This is a genomic window from Enterocloster aldenensis (genome assembly GCF_003434055.1).
Lineage (GTDB): Bacteria > Bacillota > Clostridia > Lachnospirales > Lachnospiraceae > Enterocloster > Enterocloster aldenensis.
Window position 1 is genome coordinate 1 of sequence record NZ_QVEX01000032.1, and the last position, 24,384, is coordinate 24,384.

The 24,384-nt window shown below is 51.1% G+C and carries 20 protein-coding genes, 1 other RNA gene and 1 pseudogene; 19 read left to right on the forward strand and 3 right to left on the reverse strand.

From position 1 onward, the window contains the following. Positions 1-241: 241 nt before the first annotated feature. The 6 genes from DWX59_RS27870 to DWX59_RS27895 all read left to right on the forward strand — a co-directional run bounded on the left by DWX59_RS27870 (position 242) and on the right by DWX59_RS27895 (position 6,762). A complete protein-coding gene (locus DWX59_RS27870; protein WP_117563408.1) occupies positions 242-1,414 on the forward strand; it encodes a BMP family lipoprotein in 1,173 nt (390 codons plus the stop codon). Between the two features lie 109 nt (positions 1,415-1,523). After that, positions 1,524-3,062, forward strand: coding sequence for an ABC transporter ATP-binding protein (locus DWX59_RS27875; RefSeq protein ID WP_353626787.1), 1,539 nt, complete (start codon positions 1,524-1,526; stop codon positions 3,060-3,062). Next, the gene (locus tag DWX59_RS27880) at positions 3,052-4,122 is read left to right on the forward strand and encodes an ABC transporter permease (protein ID WP_117563410.1); all 1,071 of its coding nucleotides are present in this window, start codon (positions 3,052-3,054) and stop codon (positions 4,120-4,122) included. The genes DWX59_RS27875 and DWX59_RS27880 overlap by 11 nt, the downstream gene beginning before the upstream one ends. 3 nt (positions 4,123-4,125) lie before the next feature. Next, positions 4,126-5,112, forward strand: coding sequence for an ABC transporter permease (locus tag DWX59_RS27885; RefSeq protein ID WP_227116656.1), 987 nt, complete (start codon positions 4,126-4,128; stop codon positions 5,110-5,112). Beyond that, entirely contained in the window at positions 5,081-6,031 is a 951-nt protein-coding gene (locus DWX59_RS27890; RefSeq protein ID WP_117563411.1) for a nucleoside hydrolase, read from the forward strand. The genes DWX59_RS27885 and DWX59_RS27890 overlap by 32 nt, the downstream gene beginning before the upstream one ends. After that, positions 6,028-6,762, forward strand: coding sequence for a sulfite exporter TauE/SafE family protein (locus tag DWX59_RS27895; protein WP_117563412.1), 735 nt, complete (start codon positions 6,028-6,030; stop codon positions 6,760-6,762). The genes DWX59_RS27890 and DWX59_RS27895 overlap by 4 nt, the downstream gene beginning before the upstream one ends. A gap of 12 nt (positions 6,763-6,774) precedes the next feature. Here DWX59_RS27895 and DWX59_RS27900 read toward each other — a convergent pair whose 3' ends face one another. Further along, a complete protein-coding gene (locus DWX59_RS27900; protein WP_117563413.1) occupies positions 6,775-7,662 on the reverse strand; it encodes a LysR family transcriptional regulator in 888 nt (295 codons plus the stop codon). Positions 7,663-7,768: 106 nt separating this feature from the next. On the opposite strand from DWX59_RS27900, the gene DWX59_RS27905 reads away from it, so the two are divergent. Beyond that, positions 7,769-8,644, forward strand: a complete 876-nt coding sequence (locus DWX59_RS27905; protein WP_117563414.1) for an amidohydrolase family protein — start codon at positions 7,769-7,771, stop codon at positions 8,642-8,644. A 52-nt stretch (positions 8,645-8,696) separates the two neighbouring features. Here DWX59_RS27905 and nagB read toward each other — a convergent pair whose 3' ends face one another. Next, entirely contained in the window at positions 8,697-9,422 is a 726-nt protein-coding gene (nagB, locus tag DWX59_RS27910) for a glucosamine-6-phosphate deaminase (RefSeq protein WP_117563425.1), read from the reverse strand. A gap of 277 nt (positions 9,423-9,699) precedes the next feature. Between nagB and DWX59_RS29535 the strand changes: the two genes are divergently transcribed. Both DWX59_RS29535 and DWX59_RS30310 read left to right on the forward strand, forming a co-directional pair. Next, positions 9,700-11,769, forward strand: coding sequence for a hypothetical protein (locus DWX59_RS29535; RefSeq protein ID WP_235845206.1), 2,070 nt, complete (start codon positions 9,700-9,702; stop codon positions 11,767-11,769). 292 nt (positions 11,770-12,061) lie between these two features. Continuing rightward, a pseudogene (locus DWX59_RS30310) lies at positions 12,062-12,511 on the forward strand (DUF6128 domain-containing protein); the annotation flags it as partial. A gap of 51 nt (positions 12,512-12,562) precedes the next feature. Here the strand turns inward: DWX59_RS30310 and DWX59_RS27935 are convergent. Then, positions 12,563-13,261, reverse strand: a complete 699-nt coding sequence (locus DWX59_RS27935) for an anaerobic ribonucleoside-triphosphate reductase activating protein (protein WP_117563415.1) — start codon at positions 13,259-13,261, stop codon at positions 12,563-12,565. A 97-nt stretch (positions 13,262-13,358) separates the two neighbouring features. On the opposite strand from DWX59_RS27935, the gene tadA reads away from it, so the two are divergent. The 10 genes from tadA (at position 13,359) to DWX59_RS27985 (ending at position 23,928) form a co-directional block, all read left to right on the forward strand. After that, positions 13,359-13,967, forward strand: coding sequence for a tRNA adenosine(34) deaminase TadA (tadA, locus tag DWX59_RS27940; protein ID WP_117563416.1), 609 nt, complete (start codon positions 13,359-13,361; stop codon positions 13,965-13,967). A 16-nt stretch (positions 13,968-13,983) separates the two neighbouring features. Next, the gene (locus DWX59_RS27945; protein ID WP_117563427.1) at positions 13,984-14,955 is read left to right on the forward strand and encodes a Gfo/Idh/MocA family protein; all 972 of its coding nucleotides are present in this window, start codon (positions 13,984-13,986) and stop codon (positions 14,953-14,955) included. 124 nt (positions 14,956-15,079) lie between these two features. Then, positions 15,080-15,341: signal recognition particle sRNA large type (gene ffs, locus DWX59_RS27950), an RNA gene on the forward strand. Positions 15,342-15,533: 192 nt separating this feature from the next. Then, entirely contained in the window at positions 15,534-16,613 is a 1,080-nt protein-coding gene (locus DWX59_RS27955; protein ID WP_117563417.1) for a 6-phosphofructokinase, read from the forward strand. Positions 16,614-16,637: 24 nt separating this feature from the next. Then, positions 16,638-18,287: a DNA polymerase III subunit gamma/tau gene (gene dnaX / locus DWX59_RS27960; RefSeq protein ID WP_117563418.1), complete on the forward strand. Its 1,650-nt coding sequence runs from the start codon at positions 16,638-16,640 to the stop codon at positions 18,285-18,287. Positions 18,288-18,324: 37 nt separating this feature from the next. After that, positions 18,325-18,681 carry a YbaB/EbfC family nucleoid-associated protein gene (locus DWX59_RS27965; protein WP_117563419.1) on the forward strand — a complete coding sequence of 119 codons (357 nt, stop codon included), beginning with the start codon at positions 18,325-18,327 and terminating at the stop codon, positions 18,679-18,681. After that, the gene (gene recR / locus DWX59_RS27970) at positions 18,681-19,277 is read left to right on the forward strand and encodes a recombination mediator RecR (protein ID WP_117563420.1); all 597 of its coding nucleotides are present in this window, start codon (positions 18,681-18,683) and stop codon (positions 19,275-19,277) included. Before DWX59_RS27965 ends, recR begins: the two co-directional genes overlap by 1 nt. Before the next feature lie 258 nt (positions 19,278-19,535). Then, positions 19,536-22,361, forward strand: a complete 2,826-nt coding sequence (locus tag DWX59_RS27975) for a hypothetical protein (protein WP_117563421.1) — start codon at positions 19,536-19,538, stop codon at positions 22,359-22,361. Beyond that, complete coding sequence (locus DWX59_RS27980; protein ID WP_117563422.1) at positions 22,358-23,185, forward strand: Cof-type HAD-IIB family hydrolase; 828 nt, start codon at positions 22,358-22,360, stop codon at positions 23,183-23,185. The genes DWX59_RS27975 and DWX59_RS27980 overlap by 4 nt, the downstream gene beginning before the upstream one ends. 26 nt (positions 23,186-23,211) lie before the next feature. Next, positions 23,212-23,928, forward strand: coding sequence for a CvpA family protein (locus tag DWX59_RS27985; RefSeq protein ID WP_117563423.1), 717 nt, complete (start codon positions 23,212-23,214; stop codon positions 23,926-23,928). Positions 23,929-24,384 lie beyond the last annotated feature (456 nt).

A 24,384-nucleotide genomic window follows, 5' to 3' on the forward strand; every position in this document is an offset into this window, starting at 1 on the left:
AGTGTGCTTTTCAGTACACCCCAACATTCAGTATAGAACCTTTTATTTTGCCTGGACCCTGTAATATGGACATAGATGGAATTATTGGTAAAATATAACAAAAGAATATAACTATAATAAGTAAATGCTTATCAGACTAATAAAGAATATATATTTTACGATATCAATATACAATGCTATACTGTTTATACAACATAGCAGTTAAAACGTATTTTTAAAAACGATTCAGGGAGGTAGCACAATGAAGAGAAGGTTGGTTGCAATGTTTACAGCGGTGACGCTTGTACTGTCCATGGCTGGGTGCGGGGGAGCCAGGCCGGCAGAGGAGAAAAAGGACACAAACACAGCGGCCGTGGCAGCAGATGACACCGGCGGGAGTACAAAAGAGGCGTCAGAAGGACAGTCAGAGGAAATGTCAAAAGAGGTAAAGAAGATGGTTACCGTCCTGCCCAATGTCCGTGGGGACGGGGGAACCCACGACCTGGCATGCCGGGCATCGGAAGCAATTGCTGACAAAATCGGGGCCGAGCTGGACATCATAGAACTGGGCACGGCCGTGACGGATTCCGCTAAATGGGAGGCGGCCATGAGCGACCTGTGTGAAGAGGATTATGACCTTATCATCACCGGGGGTTCCCTGATGAAGGATACCATTCAGACCGTTGCGCCCATGTATCCGGAAATCCCGTTCATCTGTTACGATGTGAACCTGGATTTTGATTCCGTGGACATGCCCAATGTATATGCCATGGATTTCCATCAGAATGAAGCCGCCTATATGGCCGGGGTGATTGCGGCAAGCATGACAAAGTCAAATTATATCGGTTTTGTGGGCGCCACCAAAATACCTGTTATCTATGACTTTATGGTAGGTTTCATATCCGGCGCCCAGGCAGTCAATCCTGATATAAAGGTGGCGGTTGCGTTTACCAATGATTTTAATGATGCAACCCTTGCAAAGGAACTGGCCCTTGCCCAGATCACGGATGGCGCGGACGTACTTTTCCCGGCCTGCGGCAACGCGGCGGTAGGCGTATATGAAGCTGCCAGGGATAAATCCGTTTCAGCCATTGGTAATGACCAGGATGTGGCTGCCAAATACGCCAACAGCGACGAAAGCCTGGAGAAGGTGATTCTTGCATCTGTCATGAAAAAGGTGGACAACGCCGTAAGCACTGCCTATGAAAGATTCGCCAAGGGCGAGCTTCCATTTGGGTCCCAGGAAACAGTAGGGGTGAAGGAAGACGGGGCCGGCGTGGTTAAGAACGAATATTATGAGGCGCAGCTGCCCGATGAGGTGAAGGCGGTGGTGACAGAGTATGAGGGTAAGATTGGAAGCGGGGAAGTGACGGTACCAACTGCCATCGGTATGGATGCAGAGGAGATTGATGGGATCATCAGTTCCGCACAATAACAATGCACATGCTGACATGGGAGGGCAAGTTTTGAAAAAAGCCTGCCTTCCCATTTTTACCCGATAAAATCAGGAAGGTGGACATGGTATGCAGACGCCTGCAATTGAAATGAAAGGAATCACTAAGATTTATCCCAATGGTGTGGTTGCCAACAAGGATGTGGATTTCAGTGTGGATTACGGGGAAATCCATGCCGTTATGGGGGAAAACGGAGCGGGCAAATCCACACTCATGAAAATGCTGTTTGGATTAGAAAAAATAGACAAAGGTGAAGTGCTGTTTGAAGGCAGGCCGGTCCGTATCAACAGCCCGGCCGAGGCAATCAACCTGAAAATCGGTATGGTGCATCAGGAATTCATGCTGGTGCCATCCCTTACTGTGTCTGAGAACATGATGCTGAGGGAAGAACCAAAAAAGGGTATCTTCATCAACCGGGCAAAGGCAGTGGAGGAAACCAGGCGTATCGCCCGGATGTACCAGCTTCCCATTGACCCGGACACCCGGGTGGAGGACCTGCCGGTAGGGATGAAGCAGAGGGTGGAAATCCTGAAGGCCCTGTACCGCGGCGCCAGGATACTTATACTGGACGAACCCACAGCCGTGCTGACGCCACAGGAAACAGAGGAACTGTTTCGGCAGCTTATCCTGTTAAAGGAACATGGGCACACAGTCATATTCATCTCCCACAAGATCCGTGAGGTCAAGCAGATATGCGACAGGATCACCATCATGAAGAACGGGCAGTCCATGGGGGTATATGATGTAAAGGATATTACGGAATCCGATATCTCGCGGCTGATGGTGGGGCGTGAAGTCAAGATGGACCTGGAAAAGAAACAGGCCCGGCCCCGGGATGTGGTGTTAAGGGTGGAGCACCTGTACCATGGATATGGGGAAGGAAAGCTCAAGGTGAATGATGTGAGCTTCACGGTAAGGAGCGGGGAAATCCTTGGCATAGCAGGGGTGGAAGGAAACGGGCAGAGGGAGCTGCTGGAGTGCATCACAGGCCTGCGGCCTATCCAGAGAGGGAAGATCCGGATAAAGCGCCACGACGTATCCGGGATGTCCATCCGAAACATCCGGGATATTGCCAAGACCGCGTATATACCCCAGGACAGGCTTTTGTTTGGCGTTGCCAGCGAAGCCACGATTAAGGAAAACCTTCTGGCCAACCGGCTTTCGGACCCTGAAATCTCCAAGGCAGGCATTGTGAAGGAAAAGCAGCTGACCCGGAAATCCAGGGAGCTGATCCGGGAATTCACCGTGAAATGTGACAGCGAGAAGCAGACCGTGGACATGCTGTCCGGCGGCAACATCCAGAAGGTGGTGGTTGCCAGGGAGCTTTCCATGCCCAGGGACCTGATTGTCATTGACCAGCCTTCCAGGGGCATTGACATAGGAGCCACCAAATTCATACATGAGAAGATATTCGAACTAAGGGACAGGGACGCGGCCATCCTTATAAGTTCCGCAGACCTGGCGGAAATCATGGAACTCAGCGATTCCCTGATCGTGATGTATGAAGGCGAAATCGCAGCGTATTTTAAAAGCCTTCAGGGAATTACCGAGGAAACCCTGGGAGAATACATGCTGGGGATAAAAAAGCAGACTCCGGAGGAAATAAAGGAGGCATTTTATGAACAATAACAGACTGAACCAGACATTTTCCTTTGTAAAGGTCCTGCTTGCAATTGTCATTGCAATGCTGACAGCCTTCGTAATCATCCTGATTGTCAGCGACGAGCCTATGGAGGCCCTCCACGCCTTTTTGCTGGGGCCGTTTACCTCCACGCGAAGGATGGGGAACCTGATAGAGAATACCGTGCCCTTGATTTACGTAGGCCTGGGTGTATGCGTGCTTTGGGCCACCGGCAAGCGCACCCTGTCCGGCGAAGGGTGTTATTACTTCGGCGGCCTTATGGCAGCGGCGGTATCCCTGAAGCTTACCGTGGTACATGGCCACAGCCTGACACTGGTCTCCATGGCGGTGGTGCTGGTTGTCTGCGGGCTGATGGCGCTGCTCCCCATGATCGTGAACCTGAAATACGGTACGGATGCCTTTGTGGTCTCCCTGCTTTTTAACTATGTAATATTTTATATCGGGAATTACATATTCAGCAATTATCTCATGGACATCACCTCCACCTCCTCGGGCTCCTATCCGCTGCCCAAGGACAGCTTCCTCCCCACGCTGATTGATGGGACAAAGGTAAACGCCAACCTGATTATTGCGCTCATTGCAATTGTGCTGACCTGGTTCTTCCTGTACAAAACCAAGTGGGGCTTAAGCATCCGCCTCATAGGGGCCAATCCCAACTATGCCAGATACATTGGAATCAACGTATTTGCCATGTGCGTGCTGGCCCAGTTCATCGGGGGCGCGCTCAGCGGATTTGGCGGGGGCATGGAAATGTTCGGGCGCAATCCCAGGTTTGCCTGGTTTTCCCTGACCAATCTGGGGTGGGACGGTATCATGGTAGCCACACTTGCCAGGTATAAGCCTCAATATATCCTGTTTTCCGCATTGTTCCTGGGATATGTAAGGACGGGCGCGGACATCATGAACCGCTCTTCGGATGTGGCAAGTGAAATCGTAATGATCATTCAGGCTGTCATGATCCTGTTTATCGGAGCCAATGCATTTCTGGCCAGGACCCAGCAGAAACTCAGGGTTAAGTACAATACGCAAAAGGCAAAGGAGGCATAATCAATGGATATATTGCAGAATTTCCTGACAACCGGCTTTTTCTATACCATTATCCGTGTTTCCACGCCCCTTATCTTTGCCAGCCTGTCCTCCCTGATTGCCAGAAAGGGCGGCGTGACCAACATTACCATAGACAGCACCATGATCATGTCCGCCCTGACAGGCGTGCTGGTCAGCGCATATACAAAAAACATTTGGCTGGCCCTGGTCTGCGGGATGGCGGTGGGTGTGGTCATGGGAATCTTCATGGGGTATTTCCATATCATGATGAATACCAACATGATACTGACAGGCGTGGCCATCAACACCTTTACCTCAGGGGCCGCCGTAATGATCCTGTATGCCTTTACCGGGGATAAGGGTTCCTCATCCATGGTTAAGAGCATGGGGATTCCCGGCATTGACATACCTGTCATCCGGAGCATACCCGTATTGGGGGATATTGTATCAGGCCATAACGTATTTACCTATGTGGCGTTCATCCTGGTCATCGTGGTCTGGTTCCTGATGTACCGGATGCCCCTGGGACTCAGGATCCGGGCAGTGGGGGAAAACAGCAGCGCCGCCAGGTCTGTGGGGGAGAACCCTACAAAGGTAAAGCTGATCGCCCTGGGACTCAGCGGCCTCTTTGCATCCCTTGGAGGCATGTACCTGTCCATGGGCAATATGCAGGTATTCATTGTGAATATGACAGCGGGCCGCGGTTTTATCGGAGTGGCCGCAGATGCAATGGGGCGCGGCAACCCCATAGGGGCCATGATTGCTTCCCTGTTATTCGGAAGCGCCAACGCGGTCGCCAATGTGCTGCAGATTAATTCATTTTCTTCGGATGTTGTGATGGCCATACCTTATGTTGTGTCCATTGCAGGCATCATCATCTACTCTGCCCATGAACAGCAGGTAAAAGAAAAACGGATCAGGAAGGAAATGAAGGAAGCGGAAAGAGAGGAAAAGACCTATGGAAAAAATTCCGGTAATCATAGACTGTGATCCGGGCCACGATGATATGGTGGCATTGGTCCTGGCGCTTGGGAGCCCGCGTCTGGACGTAAAGGCAATCACCAATGTGGCGGGCAATAAGGTGATGGAAAAGGTGGTGAGGAACACCCTCAATATCCTCAATTACTGCGGGGCAGAATGCATTGTGGCCCCAGGGGCCAGCCGCCCCATTGTACGGGCCTATACAAGAACGGATTCGGAAGGGTGCCATGGGGTCAGCGGACTGGACGGTTTTGATTTTCCGCGGGACAACCCTTTAAAACCATCGGACCGTAAAGCGGTGGAGGTGATGGCGGACGTACTCAGGAACAGCAGGGAAAAGGTGGTGCTGATTGGCACAGGCCCCCTTACCAACCTGGGGCTGTTAATCCGCACATTCCCTGAGCTGTGCGAGGAAAAGGTGCGGTGCATCTCCCTTATGGGCGGCACCTGCCACTTCATCCTGACCAGGCCGTTCATGGAATTCAATACATATCTGGACGCCGAGGCCACAAAGATAGTATTTGAAAGCGGCCTGCCCATTACCATGTACGGCTACGATGTTACATACAGGACACTGTTCGGGCAGGATTTCCTGGATTCGCTGAAAGCGCTGGGCAACAGGACCGGACTTATGATGTCCTGCCTGCTTCAGGAGTTCTGGAACATGCACAACCGGGTGTGGATTGACCTGGGGGGCTGTCCGGTCCATGACGCATGTGCGGTGGCAGGTATCATCGACCCTTTTGTTGTAACCAAAAGCGAGATGATGTATGTGGAAATCCCCACGGAACCAGGTCCTTTATCCGGCGCCACCATCTGCGACTATGCCCACCGGTCCGGAAAACCGGAAAATGTAAAAGTGGTGTTTGAGATGGACAATGACAGGTTCTTCCGGATGATACTGGATTCAGCAGGAGCGCTGGCATGAATGACCCGCTGCTTCTCCTGTGTTATATGTCCATATTGTTTGCAGCCAATGTGCTGGGGGCCGTGGGTGGATTTGGGGCCGGCATGATAAGCATACCCTTCCTGACCCAGCTGTTTGATGCAAAGGCAGTCATCATGGCTTCCACCATGACCTGCGTCTTAAATCTCTTTATTGCAGTAAAAAACTGGAGACATGTGGACCTTAAGCGGCTTTTCCGGATCCTTTTCTACATGTGCATAGGACTTCCCATAGGCGTATACGGTCTGAAGACCTTGGACGTGGATGCGTTAAAACATCTTTTGGGCGGCTTCATGCTGGTCATTGGCGGATATGGGATCATGAAGCTTTGGATACCCCGGGCAGCGGGGATGCACCTTCCGGCCTGGGCCTTAAGGGGATGCCTGATTGCAGGGGGGATTGTCCAGGGCGCCATATCCTCAGGAGGAAGCCTGATACTTTTATATGCGCAGCAGGAACTGGAGGAGAAAAACAGATTCAGGGCCACCATGGCGCTTTTGTGGACAATTGTCAGCCTGATTACGGTGCTCCAGTATATGCTGATGGGAACCCTGAACCGGGAATCCCTCCGTCTGTTTGCCGCGGGCGTGCTTCCTGTGCTGTCCGGTATCTTTGCGGGAGGGCTGCTTTGCAGGCGTCTTAGCCAGCGTGCATTTGCTTATGTAATCAATATACTGATCATGTTCGCGGGAATGATTTCCCTGTGCAGGTAACTGGGGTCAGGTTCAAGCCGGAAGGGTCACTTCTAAATCCAGGCATATTTCCTTAAGGTCTAAAAGGGCATTGGTGAAGAACTTGTTTTTGTGATACACCATATAAAACTTTCTTGACAGCGGACCGCCTTCCAGGGCCACCTCCACCAGGGAACCGTGATTCAGCTCCTGCTCCACAATCCTCCTGGAGATGACGGTTATGCCGTAATTATTGATGACAGCCAGCTTGGTTGTCTCCGAATTATTGCAGAACCAGGTGCTTTTCAAAATATGGTTGTGGATTTCCATGAAGTTCGTAAACAGTTCCGGCGTGCTGCTGGGCTCACGGGCAATGTAATTTTCCGCGCTGATTTCGTCCAGGGTGGCGTATCTGGTTTTGGCGAATTTGTGGTCAGGGCTTACCACAAGGACCATCTCATCGTCAAGAAACGGTTCAAATATCAGGTCCGGGCTGGTGGGGAGGCTTTCAACCAGCGCGATATCAAGTTCATTCCTGGCCAGGGAGGGGCCCAGATAGTCCGGGGTGTTGATGGATACCCGTACCTCGGCCTGAGGATAACAGGATTGGAATTCATGCAGTATATGGTTCATCAGACAGGTGCCGATGGTAATGGTGGCCCCGATCTTAACTTCCGTATACGCGGTTGTGTCATTCATCTGCTGTTCCAGTTCGCCAAACAGCGAGAGGATGTGCTTTGCATAAAAAAGAAACTGGCTTCCGGCCGGCGTTATATAGATTTTTTTGGACAGCCTTTCAAAAAGCCGTACATTATAATGGTTCTCAAGTTCAGAGATGGCCTGGCTTATGGCTGGCTGCGCAATATAAAGCTGCTTTGCCGCCGCGTGCATATTAAGGGATTCGGCCACTGCAACAAAGATGCGGAGATGGCGGAGGGTCATGGTCTGCTCCTTTCCGGTGATTGATAAGTAATAACATATTATCTATATCAATATAATAATCTTTTTTATTCATTATATCAATGCTAAAACAAGGAGGGGATTAGGGATGGTAATTGATTTTAGGACAAGGCCTCCGTATAAGAGTTTTGTAACAAAGGGAAACTTCTTTCCCAGGCCCATGGAAGATGATTTTGAGAGACCGGAGGATGTGCCCGGGATATACAGGGATAGCATAGGGATTGAATCAGCCCGGCATGGGGACTTCCGGTTATACATGGATGAACTGTCGGCGTCCGGGATTGACATGCAGGTCGTACAGGGGAGGAAGGTGCGTCCGGGCATGGCAGCCGTGGATAATGAGGATGTGTGCCGCCTTCAGATGCTGTATCCGAAACAGTTCATATCATTTCCCGCAGTAGACCCCGCGGATGTGGATGGGGCTGTGGCTGAGATTGAATATTATGTTAAGACATATGGGATTAAGGGGATTGCCATGGAGCCGGGATGGTCCATGCCTCCGGTTTATGTGGATGACAGGAAGCTGGACCCGGTTTACGCTGCCTGTGAGGAACACGGCCTGATATGCGCATTTACATTAAGCGTCCTGGCAGGGGAGGATCTGTCATATTGCAATCCCATCGCGGTGCAGCATACAGCCCTCCGTTTCCCCAGGGTCGCGTTCACCGTATCCCATGGCTGCTGGCCCTTTGTGGAGGAATTCCTTGGAACCGCGCTCCAGTGCATGAACGTATACTGCTATCCGGATTTCTTCTTAAGCCTGCCCAACATGCCCTTTGCGGACCAGTTTGTACGGGCGGCCAATTCATTCATGCGCTACCGTATGATGTTTGCCACCAGTTATCCGGTCAGGCCCTTAAAGCAGAGCCTGGAACAGTTCAGGACCCTGCCCTTTGAACCGGAGGTGCTTGAACTGCTGTTGCATGAAAATGCAGAAAGGCTGCTGGGCTTAAACAAAAGTTAACACCAGTGCATATAAAAAAGGGGACTGCCCTGCGGCAATCCCCTTTCCGTAATTATAATTTAGCCATGGCAGCTTCATCCGCAACCACAATTACATCGCTATGTAACTGCAGGATGGAAGCCGGAACCTCTGGTGTGACAGGTCCGCAGAGTACATCGTGAAGGATCTGTGCCTTGTCTGCACCGCTTACCACAAGAAGGATCTTACGGGCCTTCATGATGGTTCCGATACCCATGGTATACGCCTGCTTGGGCACGTCGTCAACGGATGCAAAGAAACGCTTATTGGCCTCAATGGTGCTCTGGGTCAGGTCCACGCAGTGTGTGGTCCGGGGGAAATCCTTATCCGGCTCATTAAAACCAATATGGCCGTTGTGTCCAAGGCCCAGCAGCTGAAGGTCAACGCCGCCGTAAGCTTCAATTACATTCTCATACCGGGAGCACTCTTTTTCGCTGTCAGGTTCTGTTCCGTCCGGAACATTGGTATTCTCCATGTTAATATTAATGTGTTTGAAAAGGTTATTATACATGAAATAGTAGTAGCTCTGGTCGTTATCCTTTGTCAGGCCCCTGTATTCATCCAGGTTCACGCTCTTTGCTGCTGAAAAGTCCAGGTCGCCCTTTTCGTACCATTCAATCAGCTGCTTATAGGTGCCGATTGGGGTGGAGCCGGTTGCCAGTCCAAGTACGCAGTCAGGTTTTAAAAGGACCTGTGCTGATATGATGTTGGCTGCCTTGCGGCTCAAGTCGTCATAATCTTTTGCTTTGATGATTCTCATAATAATTGCCACCTTTCCATACATTAATAATAGTTGCAGATGTCCGTCTGCCATGGGCTGTGCCTGAAAATCCATTCCCGCCGACGTAGGGAACGAAATTTTCAAACAGACCCTGGAAACTGCTCGGCCATCAACTTGGAAAAAATTTTTATTTCTGTTTAAATATAGGATAACATTTTCCTAACATACTTTCAAGGGGTAATTGCATAAAATATTTATAAAAGCAGATAGGCCGTTTTCGGGGCAGCTGCAGACTATGGGTGCGAGGAGTGAAAATATGACCAATTATCGGAGATTGATATCTTATATCTATGCCTACGAAGGGGAAGTCAAAGGCAAAAATATCGGGTTTGCCAAGCTGGAGTCCAGGAACGGGCAGTGCAAGCTCAGCGTAAATGTAAAAAAAGTCTACGTGGGAAGCAGCGACCTTGGGGTTTATCTGCTGGCTCCGGGCAAGGAAATACTGCTGGGAAATATATTTATCAGGGGCGGTTCCGGTGAATTCAGGGCAGTGGTGTCCGTGGAAAATGCTGCTGACTCCGGATACAGCATGGACCATTGTTATGGCCTGACCATCCATGAAGCAGACGATTCATGGCGCGCATATACAACGATCTGGGAAGACGCCGTCGCCCATGCGGCAGAGGTGGAACTGGCAGACGTGACCTCAGGCAGGCTGGGGGATTCCGAGCAGCAGATACATAAAAAGGTGGAGGAACTGGCCAGGGAGATTGGCGATAAGAAGATTCCCTTACTGGAGTCATCCAGAAGCATGGAACCGGCTGGCGTCAGGAACACGGATGTCCCGGAAACCGGCACAGCGGCAGCGTCCGGCACAGGGAATGACCAGATGGAACTGGCAGGCGCCGGGGCCGCGGATATGGAGCTGGCAGGCGCCGGGGCTGCGGATATGGAACTGGCAGGCGCCGGGGCCGCGGATATGGAGCTGGCAGGCGCCGGGGCTGCGGATATGGAACTGGCCGGCGCAGAGGCCGCGGATATGGAACTGGCCGGCGCCGGGGCTGCGGATATGGAACTGGCCGGCGCCGGGGCTGCGGATATGGAACTGGCCGGCGCAGAGGCCGCGGATGGAGGGCAGCCCGCCCCGGAATCCGTGGGAGTGGAGCTGACCGGAGCAGGACCTTCCGGAACGGAACTGATGGGAACGGAATCCCTGGAAGGAGAGCTGTCAGGAGAGGGGCCTTTTGGAGCAGGACCGGCTGGAAGCGGATGTTTGGAAGGGGAACTGTCCGGAACGCAATCCTCGGGTGCAGGACCGGAGGAAGCAGGATCTGCGGGTAAGGAAATGTCTGATGCAAAATCAGCAGATGCGGTGACGGCAGGAAGGGAATCAGCGGATGTGAAGCTGGCCGGAGCTGAGTTGGCAGATGAGGCAATGGCAGGAAGGGACTCCACAGATAATCCGCAGCCGGGGTGGCCTGGGGAAAATACGGTTCAGGACCATGAAATACCTGTGTGGGGCGAGTCTGCCATGGAGACAGAGGCAGGAGCCGGATGTGCGGAAAACACAGATAATCAGTGGTATCAGTATAATGATACACAACCAGAAAATAATATGGGACAATACAATGCTGCAAAGCCTGAAATGGGAATGCATCCGGCTTCGGACAGGGCGCAGATGCCCGGTGGACAGACGGGGGCATGGCCTAGGGCCGGGGAGCAGATGGGTATGGAATTCTGGCAGGAATCCGGTACTTTGCGGCAGCGTGAAATGCTTCGAAGGGCTGGCCGCTATCCACGGGCCAATATCACTGTAAGACAGAACGGGCAGGGAGCGGCGCAGGAACCGGCAAGGACCCCGGCGCCGTCGGATAGGAATACCCCGGGCCAGGCTGCCATGCTGCCGGATAGGAATACCCCGGGCCAGGCTGTCATGCCGCCGGATAGGAATACCCTGGGTGAGACTGTCATGCCGCCGGATAGGAATACCCTGGGTGAGACTGTCATGCCGCCGGATAGGAATACCTTGGGTGAGACTGTCATGCCGCCGGATAGGAATACCCCGAACCAGACCGCCATGCCATCTGATACGGATACCCAAGGACAGACCGCCGAAGATACCGATGCCTGGATTGGGAACCCTGCTTCGGCAGATACCGGAGTCCCGGTCCGCTCTTCCATTCCAACCTGTCCCAACATGCAGAATAGAAGAGGAATGCAGCCCAGACAGAATATGAGATTCAATCGGGGAATGCCGCAAAGAGGCATGGCACAGCCGGAAGAAGAGGCCGCTCTCCGCCAGGATAGGAGGCCTGATTCCAATGTAATGGCCGGCCGGCCGGCCGGAGAGCTGGAATACCCCGGCGGTGAATGCCCCGGTGGTTAACCCCCCTGTGATGAATACCACAGAAGGAAATGCCAGACAGGGAAATGCCCCGCAGAATAACGCCCGACAGGGAAATGCCCCGCAGAACAATGCCAGACAGGGAAATGCCCCGCAGAATAACGCCCCACAGGAAAATGCCCCGCAGAACAATGCCCCACAGGGTAATGCCCCGCAGGGAAATACCCCGCAGAATAACGCCCCACAGGGCAATGCCCAACAGGGTAATGTCCCGCAGAATAATACCCCACAGGACAATGTCCCAGAGGCTAATGTCCAGGCAGGCAATGTCCGGGAGGAAGACATACTTTTGGGAAATCCCCAGGACCTGCAGCGCCTCGAAGAAGAGGAACAGGAAGACATAGGGCCCCATAAGCTTTGGGAAGGATTCCGTAAGCGTTACGCCAAGATACAGGCCTTTGACAGCGCCAACGGATGCGAGATCCTTACCATAAAGCCCCAGGATATCGGTCTTTTGCCAAGGGAAAACTGGAATTACGGAAACAACAGCTTCCTGCTTCACGGTTATTATAATTACCGGTACCTGATACTTGCGCGCATCGGAAGTGAAGAACAGGGCAGGGTCCGTTATATCCTGGGAGTACCGGGCCATTATTACAGCAATGAAAAATACATGGCATCCATGTTCGGCTTCCCGCATTTTGTACTCTCGAAAAAACAGCCGTCACAGGACGGCCGCTTTGGCTATTGGTATGCAGATGTAAGGATGGATAACCAGGATTAAAATGTCTGTCCTGAACATAAATCCAATAAAGAACGTGTTTGTGATTTTATATTAATAATCAATTCCGCGCAGGGATACCTGGTCTACATAAGGGCGGACCAGGTCCGCAAAAACCAGCATCTCATCTTTGGTAAAGTCAGAATACACGCCGGGAACCAGCACCTGGCCGGATTCCGTAAAACACTGCAGGTAGTACCTGGGGCAGCCTTTGATCCACGGCCCGATTTTGCTGAAATCATCAGCAGTATGAAGGCCGCGGACAACGGTTGTCCGGAATTCATAGGGTACGCTGCCGGACAAGAGGAAATCAATGCTCTCATCTATATATTCCATATGCAGCCCCTGAACCCCGCAGACCTTCCCATAATCATCCCTGGAAGCCTTGATGTCCATGGCTACAAAATCCAGCAGTCCTTTTTTACATAAATCCTTCAGCAGTCCTGGCCTGTATCCGTTGGTGTCCAGCTTTACAGCCAGACCCATTGACCGGATACGCCGGATGAAGTCCTCCAGGTCAGGCTGCAGCGTCGACTCCCCGCCCGTTATACAGACCCCTTCCAAGATTCCCTTTCGCTTATGTAAAAAATCAAATATCTCTTCTTCCGTATAATCTTCCTCTGCTTCACTGCCCAGCAGTTCGCTGTTATGACAGAACGGACAGCGGAAATTACATCCCCCGGTAAAAACCGTACAGGCCACACGCTCAGGGAAATCCAGCAGTGTGGTCTTTTGCAGTCCACAAATTTTCATGATATAATAAACCCATCCCTTTTCATTTTATGACTTGTCTTATATAATGAAAAAGTATAACACAATCAGAGTTGAAAAAAAAGAGGAAGCACTGTCTATGGAAGCAGATAAAATAAACCAGGCCCAACAGGACCTGACATATACACAGCAGCAGAAAGGGGAACTGACCAGGCGCAGGAACTGGGAAAAGAGAATGGAGCAGAAGCGCCTTGCCGCCCTTAAGGCAGAGAAGGAAGAAAAAGAACAGCTCAGGACGGATGAACGGTTCATGCGCGAGGCAATCCGTCAGGCCCATAAGGCCGCGGCCCTGGGGGATGTGCCGATTGGATGTGTGATTGTCCGCCAGGGACAGATCATAGCCAGGGGATATAACCGCAGGAATGCAGATAAGAGCGTACTGTCCCACGCAGAAATCATTTCCATGAAAAAGGCATGTAAAAAACTGGGTGACTGGAGGCTGGAGGACTGTACCATGTATGTTACCCTGGAACCATGTCCCATGTGTTCCGGCGCCATTGTCCAGGCCAGGATTCCACGTGTAGTGATAGGCTGCATGAATGCCAAGGCGGGGTGCGCGGGGTCGGTTCTGGATATGCTGCACGAACCCGGTTTTAACCATCAGGTGGATACGCGCCCAGGTGTCCTGGGGGAACAATGTTCCGGGATGATGAAAGAGTTTTTCAGGAAAATCAGGGAAGGCAGATAAAGGAGGAAATCAGATGCTGAAGATAGGAATCATGGGTCTTGGTAAGATTGCAGTCAAGATGGTGCAAACCGCACAGGGGATGGAAGAGGTATGTATACATGCCGTTGGTTCGCGCTCCCTGGAGCGGGCAGGGAGGTTTGCCGGGGAGTATGGGATTGGCAGGGCGTACGGCTCATATGAGGAGCTGGCTGCGGACAGCGAGGTTGACCTGATTTATGTGGCAACCCCACATTCCCGTCACTATGAAGACATGAAGCTGTGTATTGGACACAGGAAACATGTCCTGTGCGAAAAGGCATTTACACTCAATGCGCCTCAGGCACGGGAAGTACTATCCATGGCCCGGCAGGCAGGGGTATTGTGCGCCGAGGGCATATGGACCAGATATCTGCCGTCCAGGAAGATGATTTCTGATATCATAAGCAGCGGGGCCATTGGGACCCCAATCTCCATTACAGCCAATCTGGGGTATGAACTGACAGGCGTGGAGCGGCTGATGAATCCGGCGTTGGGCGGCGGCGCCCTTTTAGATGTAGGGGTTTATGCAATTAATTTTGCCCTTATGGTTTTTGGGGAGGATTATGAATCCATTACTTCCGGGGCAGTATTTAACGACCAGGGCGCAGATGTGTCGGAGGGAATCACAATTACATGGAGGGACGGCAGGCTTGCCGTACTGCATGCCACGGTCCTGGCCAATACGGACCGCCAGGGCACGGTCTTTGGGGACAAGGGTTTCCTGGTAATAGACAATATCAATAACTGCGCCCGGATTGACCTATATAACATGAACAGGGAACTGGTGGAAAGCTTTAAGACCCCGGACCAGATTACCGGATTTGAGTATGAGGTGGAGGCGTGCCGCAAGGCTATTAGGCAAGGGAGTCCGGAGTGTCCTCAGATGCCCCAGGCCTCTACTGTCCGGGTCATGGAGATAATGGATACAATCAGAGGCCAGTGGGGATTCAGGTATCCCTGTGAAATGTGATATTGCGCCGGGAATCCCGCCCCTTGACAAAACCCCGCCCACAAGTTATACTTAACAGGCGGTTACACACAATGTATATCATATGCATGTAATGTGTGCAACACCCAACTAAGTCATAAAGTTTCCACGCAGCCGGGGAGATAGCGGTGCCCTGAACCTGCAATCCGCTCCAGCAGGGGTGATACCTTGCCTCGGGCAACACGTTGCGGAGCTGCCTTGTGTAAGTGGCGTTGACGTTTGGGTCTTACGCAACGGGAATCTGTGAACCGTGTCAGGGCAGGAATGCAGCAGCACTAAGCGGAACCTCTCGTGTGCCGTGAGGCAGCCTGGACCGAGTTAACTGCATGAGTAACGTCCGTGGCGATTGCACAAAGCAAGGTGCGTGGAATTTAAAATGGGATATAAATCTGGAGATGACATTTGTTGCCCACAGATTTATGTCCCATTTCTTAATATTTCTGACAGATTCGTTCCTTAATTTATGCTTGCCCATGGACACCCTTTGCGTTATAATTACAAAATGGGTATAATAGAACCATTGACAAGTAAGCAATAGTTTGATATGGAGGAAGTGCAATATGAGAAGAATCGGAATGCTGACCAGCGGCGGTGACTGCCAGGCTCTGAATGCTACCATGAGAGGTGTGGCAAAATCCTTATACAACATGTTCGACGATGTTGAAATCATTGGTTTTGAAGACGGCTACAGGGGACTTATGTATGCGGATTACCAGATTATGAAATCATCTGACTTTTCAGGTATTTTGACCCAGGGCGGTACAATCCTCGGCACATCACGTCAGCCATTCAAGCAAATGCGCATTCCCGATGAAAATGGTTTGGATAAAGTAGAATCCATGAAACATACCTATAAAAAGCTGAAACTGGACTGTCTGGTGGTATTAGGCGGCAACGGAAGCCAGAAGACAGCCAACATGCTCAGCGAAGAGGGACTCAACGTGGTTTCCCTTCCAAAGACAATTGATAATGACCTTTGGGGTACCGATATGACATTCGGTTTTCAGAGCGCGGTGGATGTGGCTACCAATGCCATTGACTGCATCCACACAACGGCAGCATCCCATGGACGTGTATTCATCGTGGAAGTTATGGGACATAAGGTGGGCTGGCTTACCTTATATGCAGGACTGGCCGGAGGCGCTGACATCATACTTCTCCCGGAGATCCCATACGATATCAACATTGTATGCGACGCCCTGACCAAACGTTCCAAGGCTGGAAAACGCTTCTCCATCCTGGCAGTGGCGGAGGGCGCCATATCCAGGGAAGAAGCTGGTATGAGCAAGAAGGAACTGAAGGAGAAAAAGAAAAACAGCATGGTATATCCATCTGTTGCCTATGAAATCGGGGCCAGGATACAGGAAGTCACGGGCAGCGAAGTGCGCGTCACGGTGCCGGGACACATGCAGAGGGGCGGAGAACCCTGCGCATATGACCGGGTCCTTGCCACAAGGCTTGGGGCAGCAGCAGCCAGGCTCATAGCAGACAAGGAATACGGTTATATGGTAGCTGTTAAAAATAATGATATTACAAAAGTGCCGCTTGCAGAGGTGGCTGGAAAGTTAAAGACAGTTGATCCGGAAAGTTCCATGATCCGGGAAGCCAAGATGGTGGGAATCAGCTTTGGCGACGAATAAACCATGTAACAAGGAGTAATCAGAATGTCATACACGGCGTTATACCGCAAATGGCGCCCTGTCTCGTTTGAGGATGTAAAGGGACAGGACCCAATCGTGCAGACCCTGAAAAACCAGATAACGTCGGAACGAATCGGCCATGCCTACCTGTTCTGCGGAACAAGGGGCACAGGCAAGACCAGTATTGCAAAGATATTTGCCAGGGCGGTCAACTGCGAGCATCCGGTGGACGGAAGCCCATGCAATGAATGTCCTACATGTAAGGCAATCCAGTCAGGTTCATCCATGAACGTGGTGGAAATTGATGCTGCATCCAACAACGGCGTGGAGAATATCCGCGATATCCGTGACCAGGTCCAGTATCCGCCCACAGAAGGAAGGTACAGGGTTTATATCATCGACGAGGTGCATATGCTTTCAATCGGGGCATTTAATGCACTGCTTAAGACACTGGAAGAACCGCCTTCCTATGTGATTTTCATACTTGCCACAACAGAGGTCCATAAGATACCGATTACCATCCTGTCCCGCTGCCAGCGCTATGACTTCAAGAGGATTTCCCTGGAAACCATAGGAGACCGGCTGCGGGAACTGACCCGGGCAGAGCACATTGAGGTGGAGGACAGGGCGCTGATGTACATTGCAAAGGCAGCCGATGGGTCCCTGCGTGACGGACTCAGCCTTCTGGACCAGTGCGTGGCCTTTCATTTTGGGAAGGTCCTGACCTATGACAATGCCCTGGAGGTGCTGGGCGCGGTGGATTCCAGCGTGTTCAGCCAGATGTTCGGTGCGGTCGTGGAAGGCAGGACCAGGGATTGTATCTGTACCCTGGAGGAAATTGTAATCCAGGGACGGGAACTGGGACAGTTCGTAAATGACTTTATCTGGTACATGAGGAACCTTCTCCTGATTCAGAGCGCGGATGACGCGGAAGGACTCCTGGATATGTCAGAGGAAAACTTAAAGCAGCTGAAGGAAGATGGGAAAAAGGCGGACGGACCCACGCTGATGCGGTATATCCGGGTGTTTTCCGAACTATCCAACCAGCTGCGCTATGCATCCCAGAAACGGGTGCTGGTGGAGGTGGCCCTGATTAAACTAACCCGTCCGTCCATGGAACCCAATCTGGATTCCGTCCTTCAGCGTCTTGCAGAACTGGAAGAACAGATGGAAGACCTGGAAGCCGGGCGCATGGCAATCCCCATGGCAGGACCGTCCCAGACGTCTGCCGTACCAGGGACTGCGGCACCGGGAAGCCCCGCAGGACCGGTTCCCCAGGCCCAGTTCACGCAGGTTCAGGCAGAGCCCCAGGTCCCGGCGGAAAAGGTAAGCCTGCCTAAGGCCCAGCTGGAGGATTTAAAGCTGGTCCGTAACGAGTGGGCTAAGATTGTCCGCAGCATAGGAGGGGGAGCCAAATCCTATCTCAGGGATACGGTTGTGGAACCTGGAGGCGAGGGGTGCCTTACCATTGTGTTCATGGATTCCATGAACTACGACATGGGCAAGCGTCCCACCGTGATTGGGGAGCTGGAGCGGTACGTGGAAACCAATTATGGCAGGTCCATTTACTTTAAGACAAGGCTGGCCGGTAAGGGCGAGAGGCTGAACACCATATATATAACAGAAGAAGAGCTGGAAGATAAGATTCATATGGATATTACATATGAAGATTAATAATAATAAATAACAGATTATATAGGAGGAATACACCATGGCAAAACGTGGCGGATTTCCAGGCGGAATGCCTGGCAATATGAATAACCTTATGAAGCAGGCGCAGCGTATGCAGCGCCAGATGGAAGAAGCGACTAAGGAACTGGAGTCAAAAGAATATACAGCCACATCCGGCGGAGGCGCTGTAAGCGTGACCGTATCCGGCAAAAAAGAAGTTGTGTCTGTCAAGTTATCCGAGGAAGTAGTGGACCCGGATGATATTGAGATGCTGGAGGATCTGATCATGGCAGCTACCAACGAGGCATTCCGCCAGATGGAAACAGAGAGCAGCGAGGCCATGTCCAAGCTGACAGGCGGACTTGGAGGGGCATTGGGCGGAGGCCTTCCTTTCTAATGGATTATTACAGCAGTCAGATTACCAAATTAATAGAAGAGCTGTCCAAGCTTCCGGGAGTTGGGGCCAAATCGGCCCAGCGCCTGGCATTTCACATCATCAACATGCCCAAGGAGCAGGTGGAGGAACTGGCGGCTGCCATGACCGGGGCCAGGAATAATGTGCGTTACTGCAAGGAGTGCTTTACCCTTACGGATAAGGAACTGTGTCCAATCTGCAGCAGTGACAGGAGAAACCATAAGACCATCATGGTGGTTGAGAATACAAGGGATCTGGCTGCCTATGAGAAGACCGGCAAGTATGATGGTATTTACCATGTACTTCACGGAGCCATCTCCCCAATGCTGGGAATTGGCCCAAATGATATTAAACTCAAGGAATTGATGCAGCGGCTTCAGTCCGATGTTGAAGAAGTCATCATTGCAACCAATTCCAGCCTGGAAGGTGAGACAACAGCAATGTATATCAGTAAGCTGATAAAGCCCACCGGGATTAAGGTTACCAGGATTGCCAGCGGGGTTCCCGTTGGGGGGGATTTGGAATACATAGATGAAGTAACGCTTCTTCGGGCATTGGAAGGCAGGACCGAAATCTAGTGTGGTGGCACGTTGGCTTCTTGTAAAAACCCAAGGGATGTCAACATGGTCAGTACACTGGGGTGCGTTTGAAAATCCATTCCAGTCATCAGCCTTAAGGAATCATTAAGAGGTGTCCCCTTAGGGCAGATGACCCAAAACGGTTTTCAGACACATCCCGGTACATCCTGGTGCTGGCCGGTGAGACAGGCTGATATGGCACCAGTACTTGAGACAGGGATTTCCATACCGGGAACTAGCTATAGGGAGATGCAAAAGATGGATAAATACGAGTTTAACATTAAAGTTGAGCAGATAAAGAAGATGGTGAACAAAGGCGACTATGAGACAGCCATGAAGATTGCGGATACCATTGACTGGCGCAGGGTGCGCAATGTCAATATCCTGTCCATGGTAGCCACCATATACGAGAAGAATGGAGAGTATCAGGAGGCCAAGGATATCCTGCTGCTTGCCTTTGAACGTGCCCCTATCGGTAAACGCCTGCTGTTTAAGCTGGCGGAGCTGGCCATAAAGGAGGGCAGCATCAGGGAGGCGGAGGATTATTACAGGGAGTTCTGTGACCTGGCTCCCGACGATCCCAGACAGTATATACTCCGATATATGATCCTGGGGGCAAAAGGTGCGCCTGTGGAGCAGTTAATCCATACCCTGGAGCAGTACTGTGGCATTGAGCTGGATGAAAAGTGGCTTTATGAGCTGGCAGAACTGTATGCGGAAGCCGGCATGGGCGATTTGTGCATCATGGCCTGTGATAAGATCATGCTCATGTTCGGTCTGGGTAAATATGTGGAAAAGGCCATGGAACTGAAGATCCAGTTTGCCCCGCTTACCACATACCAGATGGATTTAGTGGAGAACCGGGATAAATATGAAGCAAAACTCCGGGCAGTTGAAAAAGAATACCGCATGGGTAAGCCGGCCGGAGGTTATGAGGATATTTCCCGGGACGGACAGGTTCCGTATGAAGCCGGAACTGATCGTCCATCCCATGATGCGGGCAGCAGGGAAGCCGCATTTACCAGGGAGCCTGGATACGAAGAAGAATATGAAGAGGAGCCATCCTACAGCAGGGAAGTCGTATATACCAGGGAACCTGGATACGAGGAAGGACCGGAGTATGACCCGGAAGCGGGTTATGACGAGGACGCGGCATTTATTGGCGGTGCCGGAGAAGCCGGATATGCTGAGGATAGGGATTATGAAGGATATGCCGGGGAAGCGGTGTATGCTGAGGATCAGGAATATGCCGGAGGAACCGGGTACGCCCCACAGGAAGGGTATGGAGCGGAAGCCGGGTACGCCGCACAGGAAAGATATGGCGCAGAAGCCGGATATGCTGCACGTGAAGGATATGGCGCAGAAGCCGGGTACGCCGCACGTGAAGGATATGGCGCAGAAGCCGGGTACGCCGCACAGGAAAGATATGGCGCAGAAGCCGGGTACGCCGCACGTGAAGGATATGATGCGGAAGCCGGGTATGCCGCACAAGAAGGACACGGCGCGCAAGCCGGGTATGCCGCACAGCAAGGACACGGCGCGCAAGCCGGGTATGATGCACAGGAAGGATACGGCGCAGAAGCCGGATATGCTGAAGATGATGATGAGGAAGCCGGCGTATATGATGATTATGGGCAGGATGATGGTGAGAATCCCCCGGTCCATGACCAGGTGACCATTGAGCCGGAAGAAGCAGTTACAGGGCATCAGGAGTGGATGCCGGAGGAGGACCCGGACGCAATGACGGACAAGGCCCTGAAAGCGCGTATGCATGAAGCGGAAGTGCAGGCCAACCTAGCCATGGAGATGTCCAGGATTTCTGACCAGGGATTTAGGAGGGAAGTGGAAATGGCCCAGACCCGTGTCCTTTCTGATATCCGGGATATCAGCAAGAGTCCGGTCAGGCAGGCCCATCACCTTATGATAGAGGCTGCCACGCCGCAGCAGGGACTTGAACAGGCCATTGAATCTTTAAAAAAGATTCACAAGGAGACCGGGGCAAAAAACCAGGCTGCAAAGATTACAGGAGAAAAAATCAACGGCAAAGGTGTATTCAATATCTCAGATAAGCTTACAGGCAAGGATTTGATAATTGAGGGTGCCGGCGATATGACGGAGTCCATCCTGCAGGAGCTTAACCAGCTGATGGCCAGGGACGAAACCGGCATGAATGTGGTCCTGATTGACACGGCAGAGCGTCTGGCAGGCCTGCACAGGATATATCCCGGGCTGGCAAAGCGGTTTGAATATATCGGGACATCCACGCCGCACAAGGAAGATGGGTACGAGGCCTCCAAAGAGGATAAGCGCCCTGTAAGACAGGTACAGGTGAAGCGGCAGGACAATCCCCAGCCGGCCGTGCGTACAATGGGACGGCCGCATCCGGCACAGGAGGAGACAAAAACAGCTGTACAGGAACAGCAGCCCCGCCAGCAGACGGCTCAGGAAATGATTAAGCCTGAAAGAAGACCGGAACAGCAGAAACCGGTTGCCAAGATGCAGCCCCCCCAGCCTGATCCGGTACAGAAATTAAATGCAGCTGATTCGGATAAGGTAAATGAGACGGTCCCTGCATCTCTTAAGAAGGATGAGACAGGGCCGGTATCCATTAAGAAGAATAGGACGGTTCCTACATCTGCTAAGGATGAGACAGGCCCGGTATCCATTAAGAAGAATAGGACGGTCCCTGCATCTGCTAAAGATGAGACGGGCCCGGTATCCATTAAGAAGAATCAGGCAGTCCCTGCATCTGTTAAAAAAGTCCCGGAGCCCGAGATTCCCGAGGAAGAGGAGATTCCGGATGATGAGGAGATGGATATTGATGAATTCGCCAAGTATGCATGTGGATACGCTGGCGACATTGACTGCAGCATTTCCGGAAAAAGCATGCTGGCTCTTTATGAGCGCATTGAAATCATGGAAGAGGATGGAATCCCTCTGACAAGGGTCAATGCCGAAGACCTTATTGAGGAAGCTGCTGATAAAGCAGAAAACCCCTCCTTTTTCAAACGCTTAACAGGGATATTTTCATCTAAATATGATAAGGATGGACTTCTTATATTAAAAGAGGAGCATTTTATATGAAATCCATAGGAATAATTGCACTTGACCTGGACGGTACTTTGCTGGACAGCCAGAAGCGCCTGTCTGGGCGTAATAAGGAAGCCCTGCTCAGATGTTCTGACCTGGGAATTGAAATCGTCCCTACCACAGGAAGGGCGGTAGACGGCATCATGCCTGAAATCCGCAATCTGCCCGGCGTCCATTATGCCATCACCACCAACGGAGGGACGGTTGCCGACCTGAGATGCGCCAGATGCCTGACCAGATGCACGCTTTCCAATGTAAAAGCATTGGAAATACTGAATATCGTAAAAAAGTACAATGCCATGTACGATCCCTACATTGACGGACGGGGCATTTCACAGCCTGATTTCATTGACCATATGGCTGATTTTGGCCTTTCCGGCGTCATGCAGGACATGGTACGGGCAACCAGGGATTTGGTGCCGGATGTAATACGCCATGTGGAGCAATGCAAAAAGGATGTTGAGAAGGTAAATATATATCTGGCTGATTTAAAGGACAGGGAGATACTCAGGGAGGAGCTGTCCTTAGTGGAAGGAATCATCATAAGCTCTTCCCTCTATAATAATCTGGAAATCAACGCTGAAGGCGCCACTAAGGGCAATGCACTTATGTGGCTGGCCAGCCACCTGGGAATCAGCAGGGAAAGGACCATGGCATTTGGAGATGGCGAGAATGATGTCACCATGCTGAAGGCGGCCGGTATCGGGATTGCCATGGGGAACGGTCTGGAGATAGCCAAAAGTGCAGCTGACCAGGTAACCCTGACCAATGATGAGGACGGGGTTGCAGACGCAATTGAACGCCTGATATTAAACTGAAAACGAGACTGAAAGAAGCTTAACACATGATGATAGATAATTGGCTGTCCGTCGGGGCAGGTGTATTTCTGGTAGGCATGGTACTCTACGGACATTACCGTGGGTTCCTTAAGCAGTGCGTATCCCTGGGGGCCCTGATACTTACTATAGTTATAGTAAAAATGGCAACGCCCTACATGACCGGATTCATAAAAGACAATCCGTCCATACGTCAAAGTGCGGCCAATGTCATTTTGAACATATCAGGGTGGGAAGAACCATCTCAGGAAGAAACGCAGCTTCCCTCATCCCAGCGGCTTTTGATTGAGGGCCTGAACCTGCCCCAGTCTGTAAAAGACGCATTACTGGAGAATAATAACAGTGAGATATACAAAATGCTGGGCGTGGACCAGTTTGCAGAATACATCAGTATGTATCTGGCCGACATGCTCATCAATGCCATTGCGTCCATTGTACTGTTCCTGGCAGTGTATATATTGATACATCTGATTGTCAGGTGGCTGGATCTGATAGCACGCCTGCCCATTTTATATGGGCTGAACCATATAGCGGGCGCCCTCATGGGATTGGCCCAGGGATTGCTTTTTCTTTGGGTGGCAGGATTTATCCTGAACCTGTTTTCAGCAACACCATTGGGAAAAATGCTGGAGGAGCAGGTGTATGCCAGTACATGGCTGACCTTTCTGTACCGCTACAACCTGATAAACTTTGTATTAGGCGGTATTGTCAGGGGAATCTTCTGATAAGAAATGATTAAGTTGTTCATATATTATATTAAATATAGACAAATAGCTGGAGGAAGTTGGAAACAACGGATGCCAGCTATTTTTTTAACAACCACAAAATATAGAAAAATTCAAAGAAAATAAGCATATTTAGTAGTTGTGGAATATTATTTAAAATTGTTCAAAAAAATGGTACAAATTCCCTTGACATATTGATTAAGTAGTGTTATATTATAGTTCCACCGCGAAAAAACGGCGGGGGAGTTTTTAAAAGAAATAAAAAAAGTTGTTGACAGGATATGGAAACTGTGATAAGATATAAAAGTTGCAGTCGAAAAACAAGACAACAACAAAACAAAAGAATTAAAAAAACTGTTGACAAAAGCAAAAGCTTATGATATACTATCAAAGCTGTTGCCGAGACAGACAACAGACAGAGGACCTTGATAATTGAAGATTGAACAGTATGTAAAA

Excerpts from the sequence above, each read along its gene's own strand:
- DWX59_RS27985 (WP_117563423.1), top strand. The coding sequence starts at position 23,212 with ATGATGATAGATAATTGGCTGTCCGTCGGGGCAGGTGTATTTCTGGTA.
- DWX59_RS27955 (WP_117563417.1), top strand. The coding sequence starts at position 15,534 with ATGAGAAGAATCGGAATGCTGACCAGCGGCGGTGACTGCCAGGCTCTG.
- DWX59_RS27885 (WP_227116656.1), top strand. The coding sequence starts at position 4,126 with ATGGATATATTGCAGAATTTCCTGACAACCGGCTTTTTCTATACCATT.
- tadA (WP_117563416.1), top strand. The coding sequence starts at position 13,359 with ATGGAAGCAGATAAAATAAACCAGGCCCAACAGGACCTGACATATACA.
- DWX59_RS27980 (WP_117563422.1), top strand. The coding sequence starts at position 22,358 with ATGAAATCCATAGGAATAATTGCACTTGACCTGGACGGTACTTTGCTG.
- DWX59_RS27870 (WP_117563408.1), top strand. The coding sequence starts at position 242 with ATGAAGAGAAGGTTGGTTGCAATGTTTACAGCGGTGACGCTTGTACTG.
- nagB (WP_117563425.1), bottom strand. The coding sequence starts at position 9,422 with ATGAGAATCATCAAAGCAAAAGATTATGACGACTTGAGCCGCAAGGCA.
- DWX59_RS27900 (WP_117563413.1), bottom strand. The coding sequence starts at position 7,662 with ATGACCCTCCGCCATCTCCGCATCTTTGTTGCAGTGGCCGAATCCCTT.
- DWX59_RS27965 (WP_117563419.1), top strand. The coding sequence starts at position 18,325 with ATGGCAAAACGTGGCGGATTTCCAGGCGGAATGCCTGGCAATATGAAT.
- DWX59_RS27935 (WP_117563415.1), bottom strand. The coding sequence starts at position 13,261 with ATGAAAATTTGTGGACTGCAAAAGACCACACTGCTGGATTTCCCTGAG.
- dnaX (WP_117563418.1), top strand. The coding sequence starts at position 16,638 with ATGTCATACACGGCGTTATACCGCAAATGGCGCCCTGTCTCGTTTGAG.
- DWX59_RS27880 (WP_117563410.1), top strand. The coding sequence starts at position 3,052 with ATGAACAATAACAGACTGAACCAGACATTTTCCTTTGTAAAGGTCCTG.
- DWX59_RS27875 (WP_353626787.1), top strand. The coding sequence starts at position 1,524 with ATGAAAGGAATCACTAAGATTTATCCCAATGGTGTGGTTGCCAACAAG.
- recR (WP_117563420.1), top strand. The coding sequence starts at position 18,681 with ATGGATTATTACAGCAGTCAGATTACCAAATTAATAGAAGAGCTGTCC.
- DWX59_RS27895 (WP_117563412.1), top strand. The coding sequence starts at position 6,028 with ATGAATGACCCGCTGCTTCTCCTGTGTTATATGTCCATATTGTTTGCA.
- DWX59_RS27905 (WP_117563414.1), top strand. The coding sequence starts at position 7,769 with ATGGTAATTGATTTTAGGACAAGGCCTCCGTATAAGAGTTTTGTAACA.
- DWX59_RS27890 (WP_117563411.1), top strand. The coding sequence starts at position 5,081 with ATGGAAAAAATTCCGGTAATCATAGACTGTGATCCGGGCCACGATGAT.
- DWX59_RS27975 (WP_117563421.1), top strand. The coding sequence starts at position 19,536 with ATGGATAAATACGAGTTTAACATTAAAGTTGAGCAGATAAAGAAGATG.
- DWX59_RS29535 (WP_235845206.1), top strand. The coding sequence starts at position 9,700 with ATGACCAATTATCGGAGATTGATATCTTATATCTATGCCTACGAAGGG.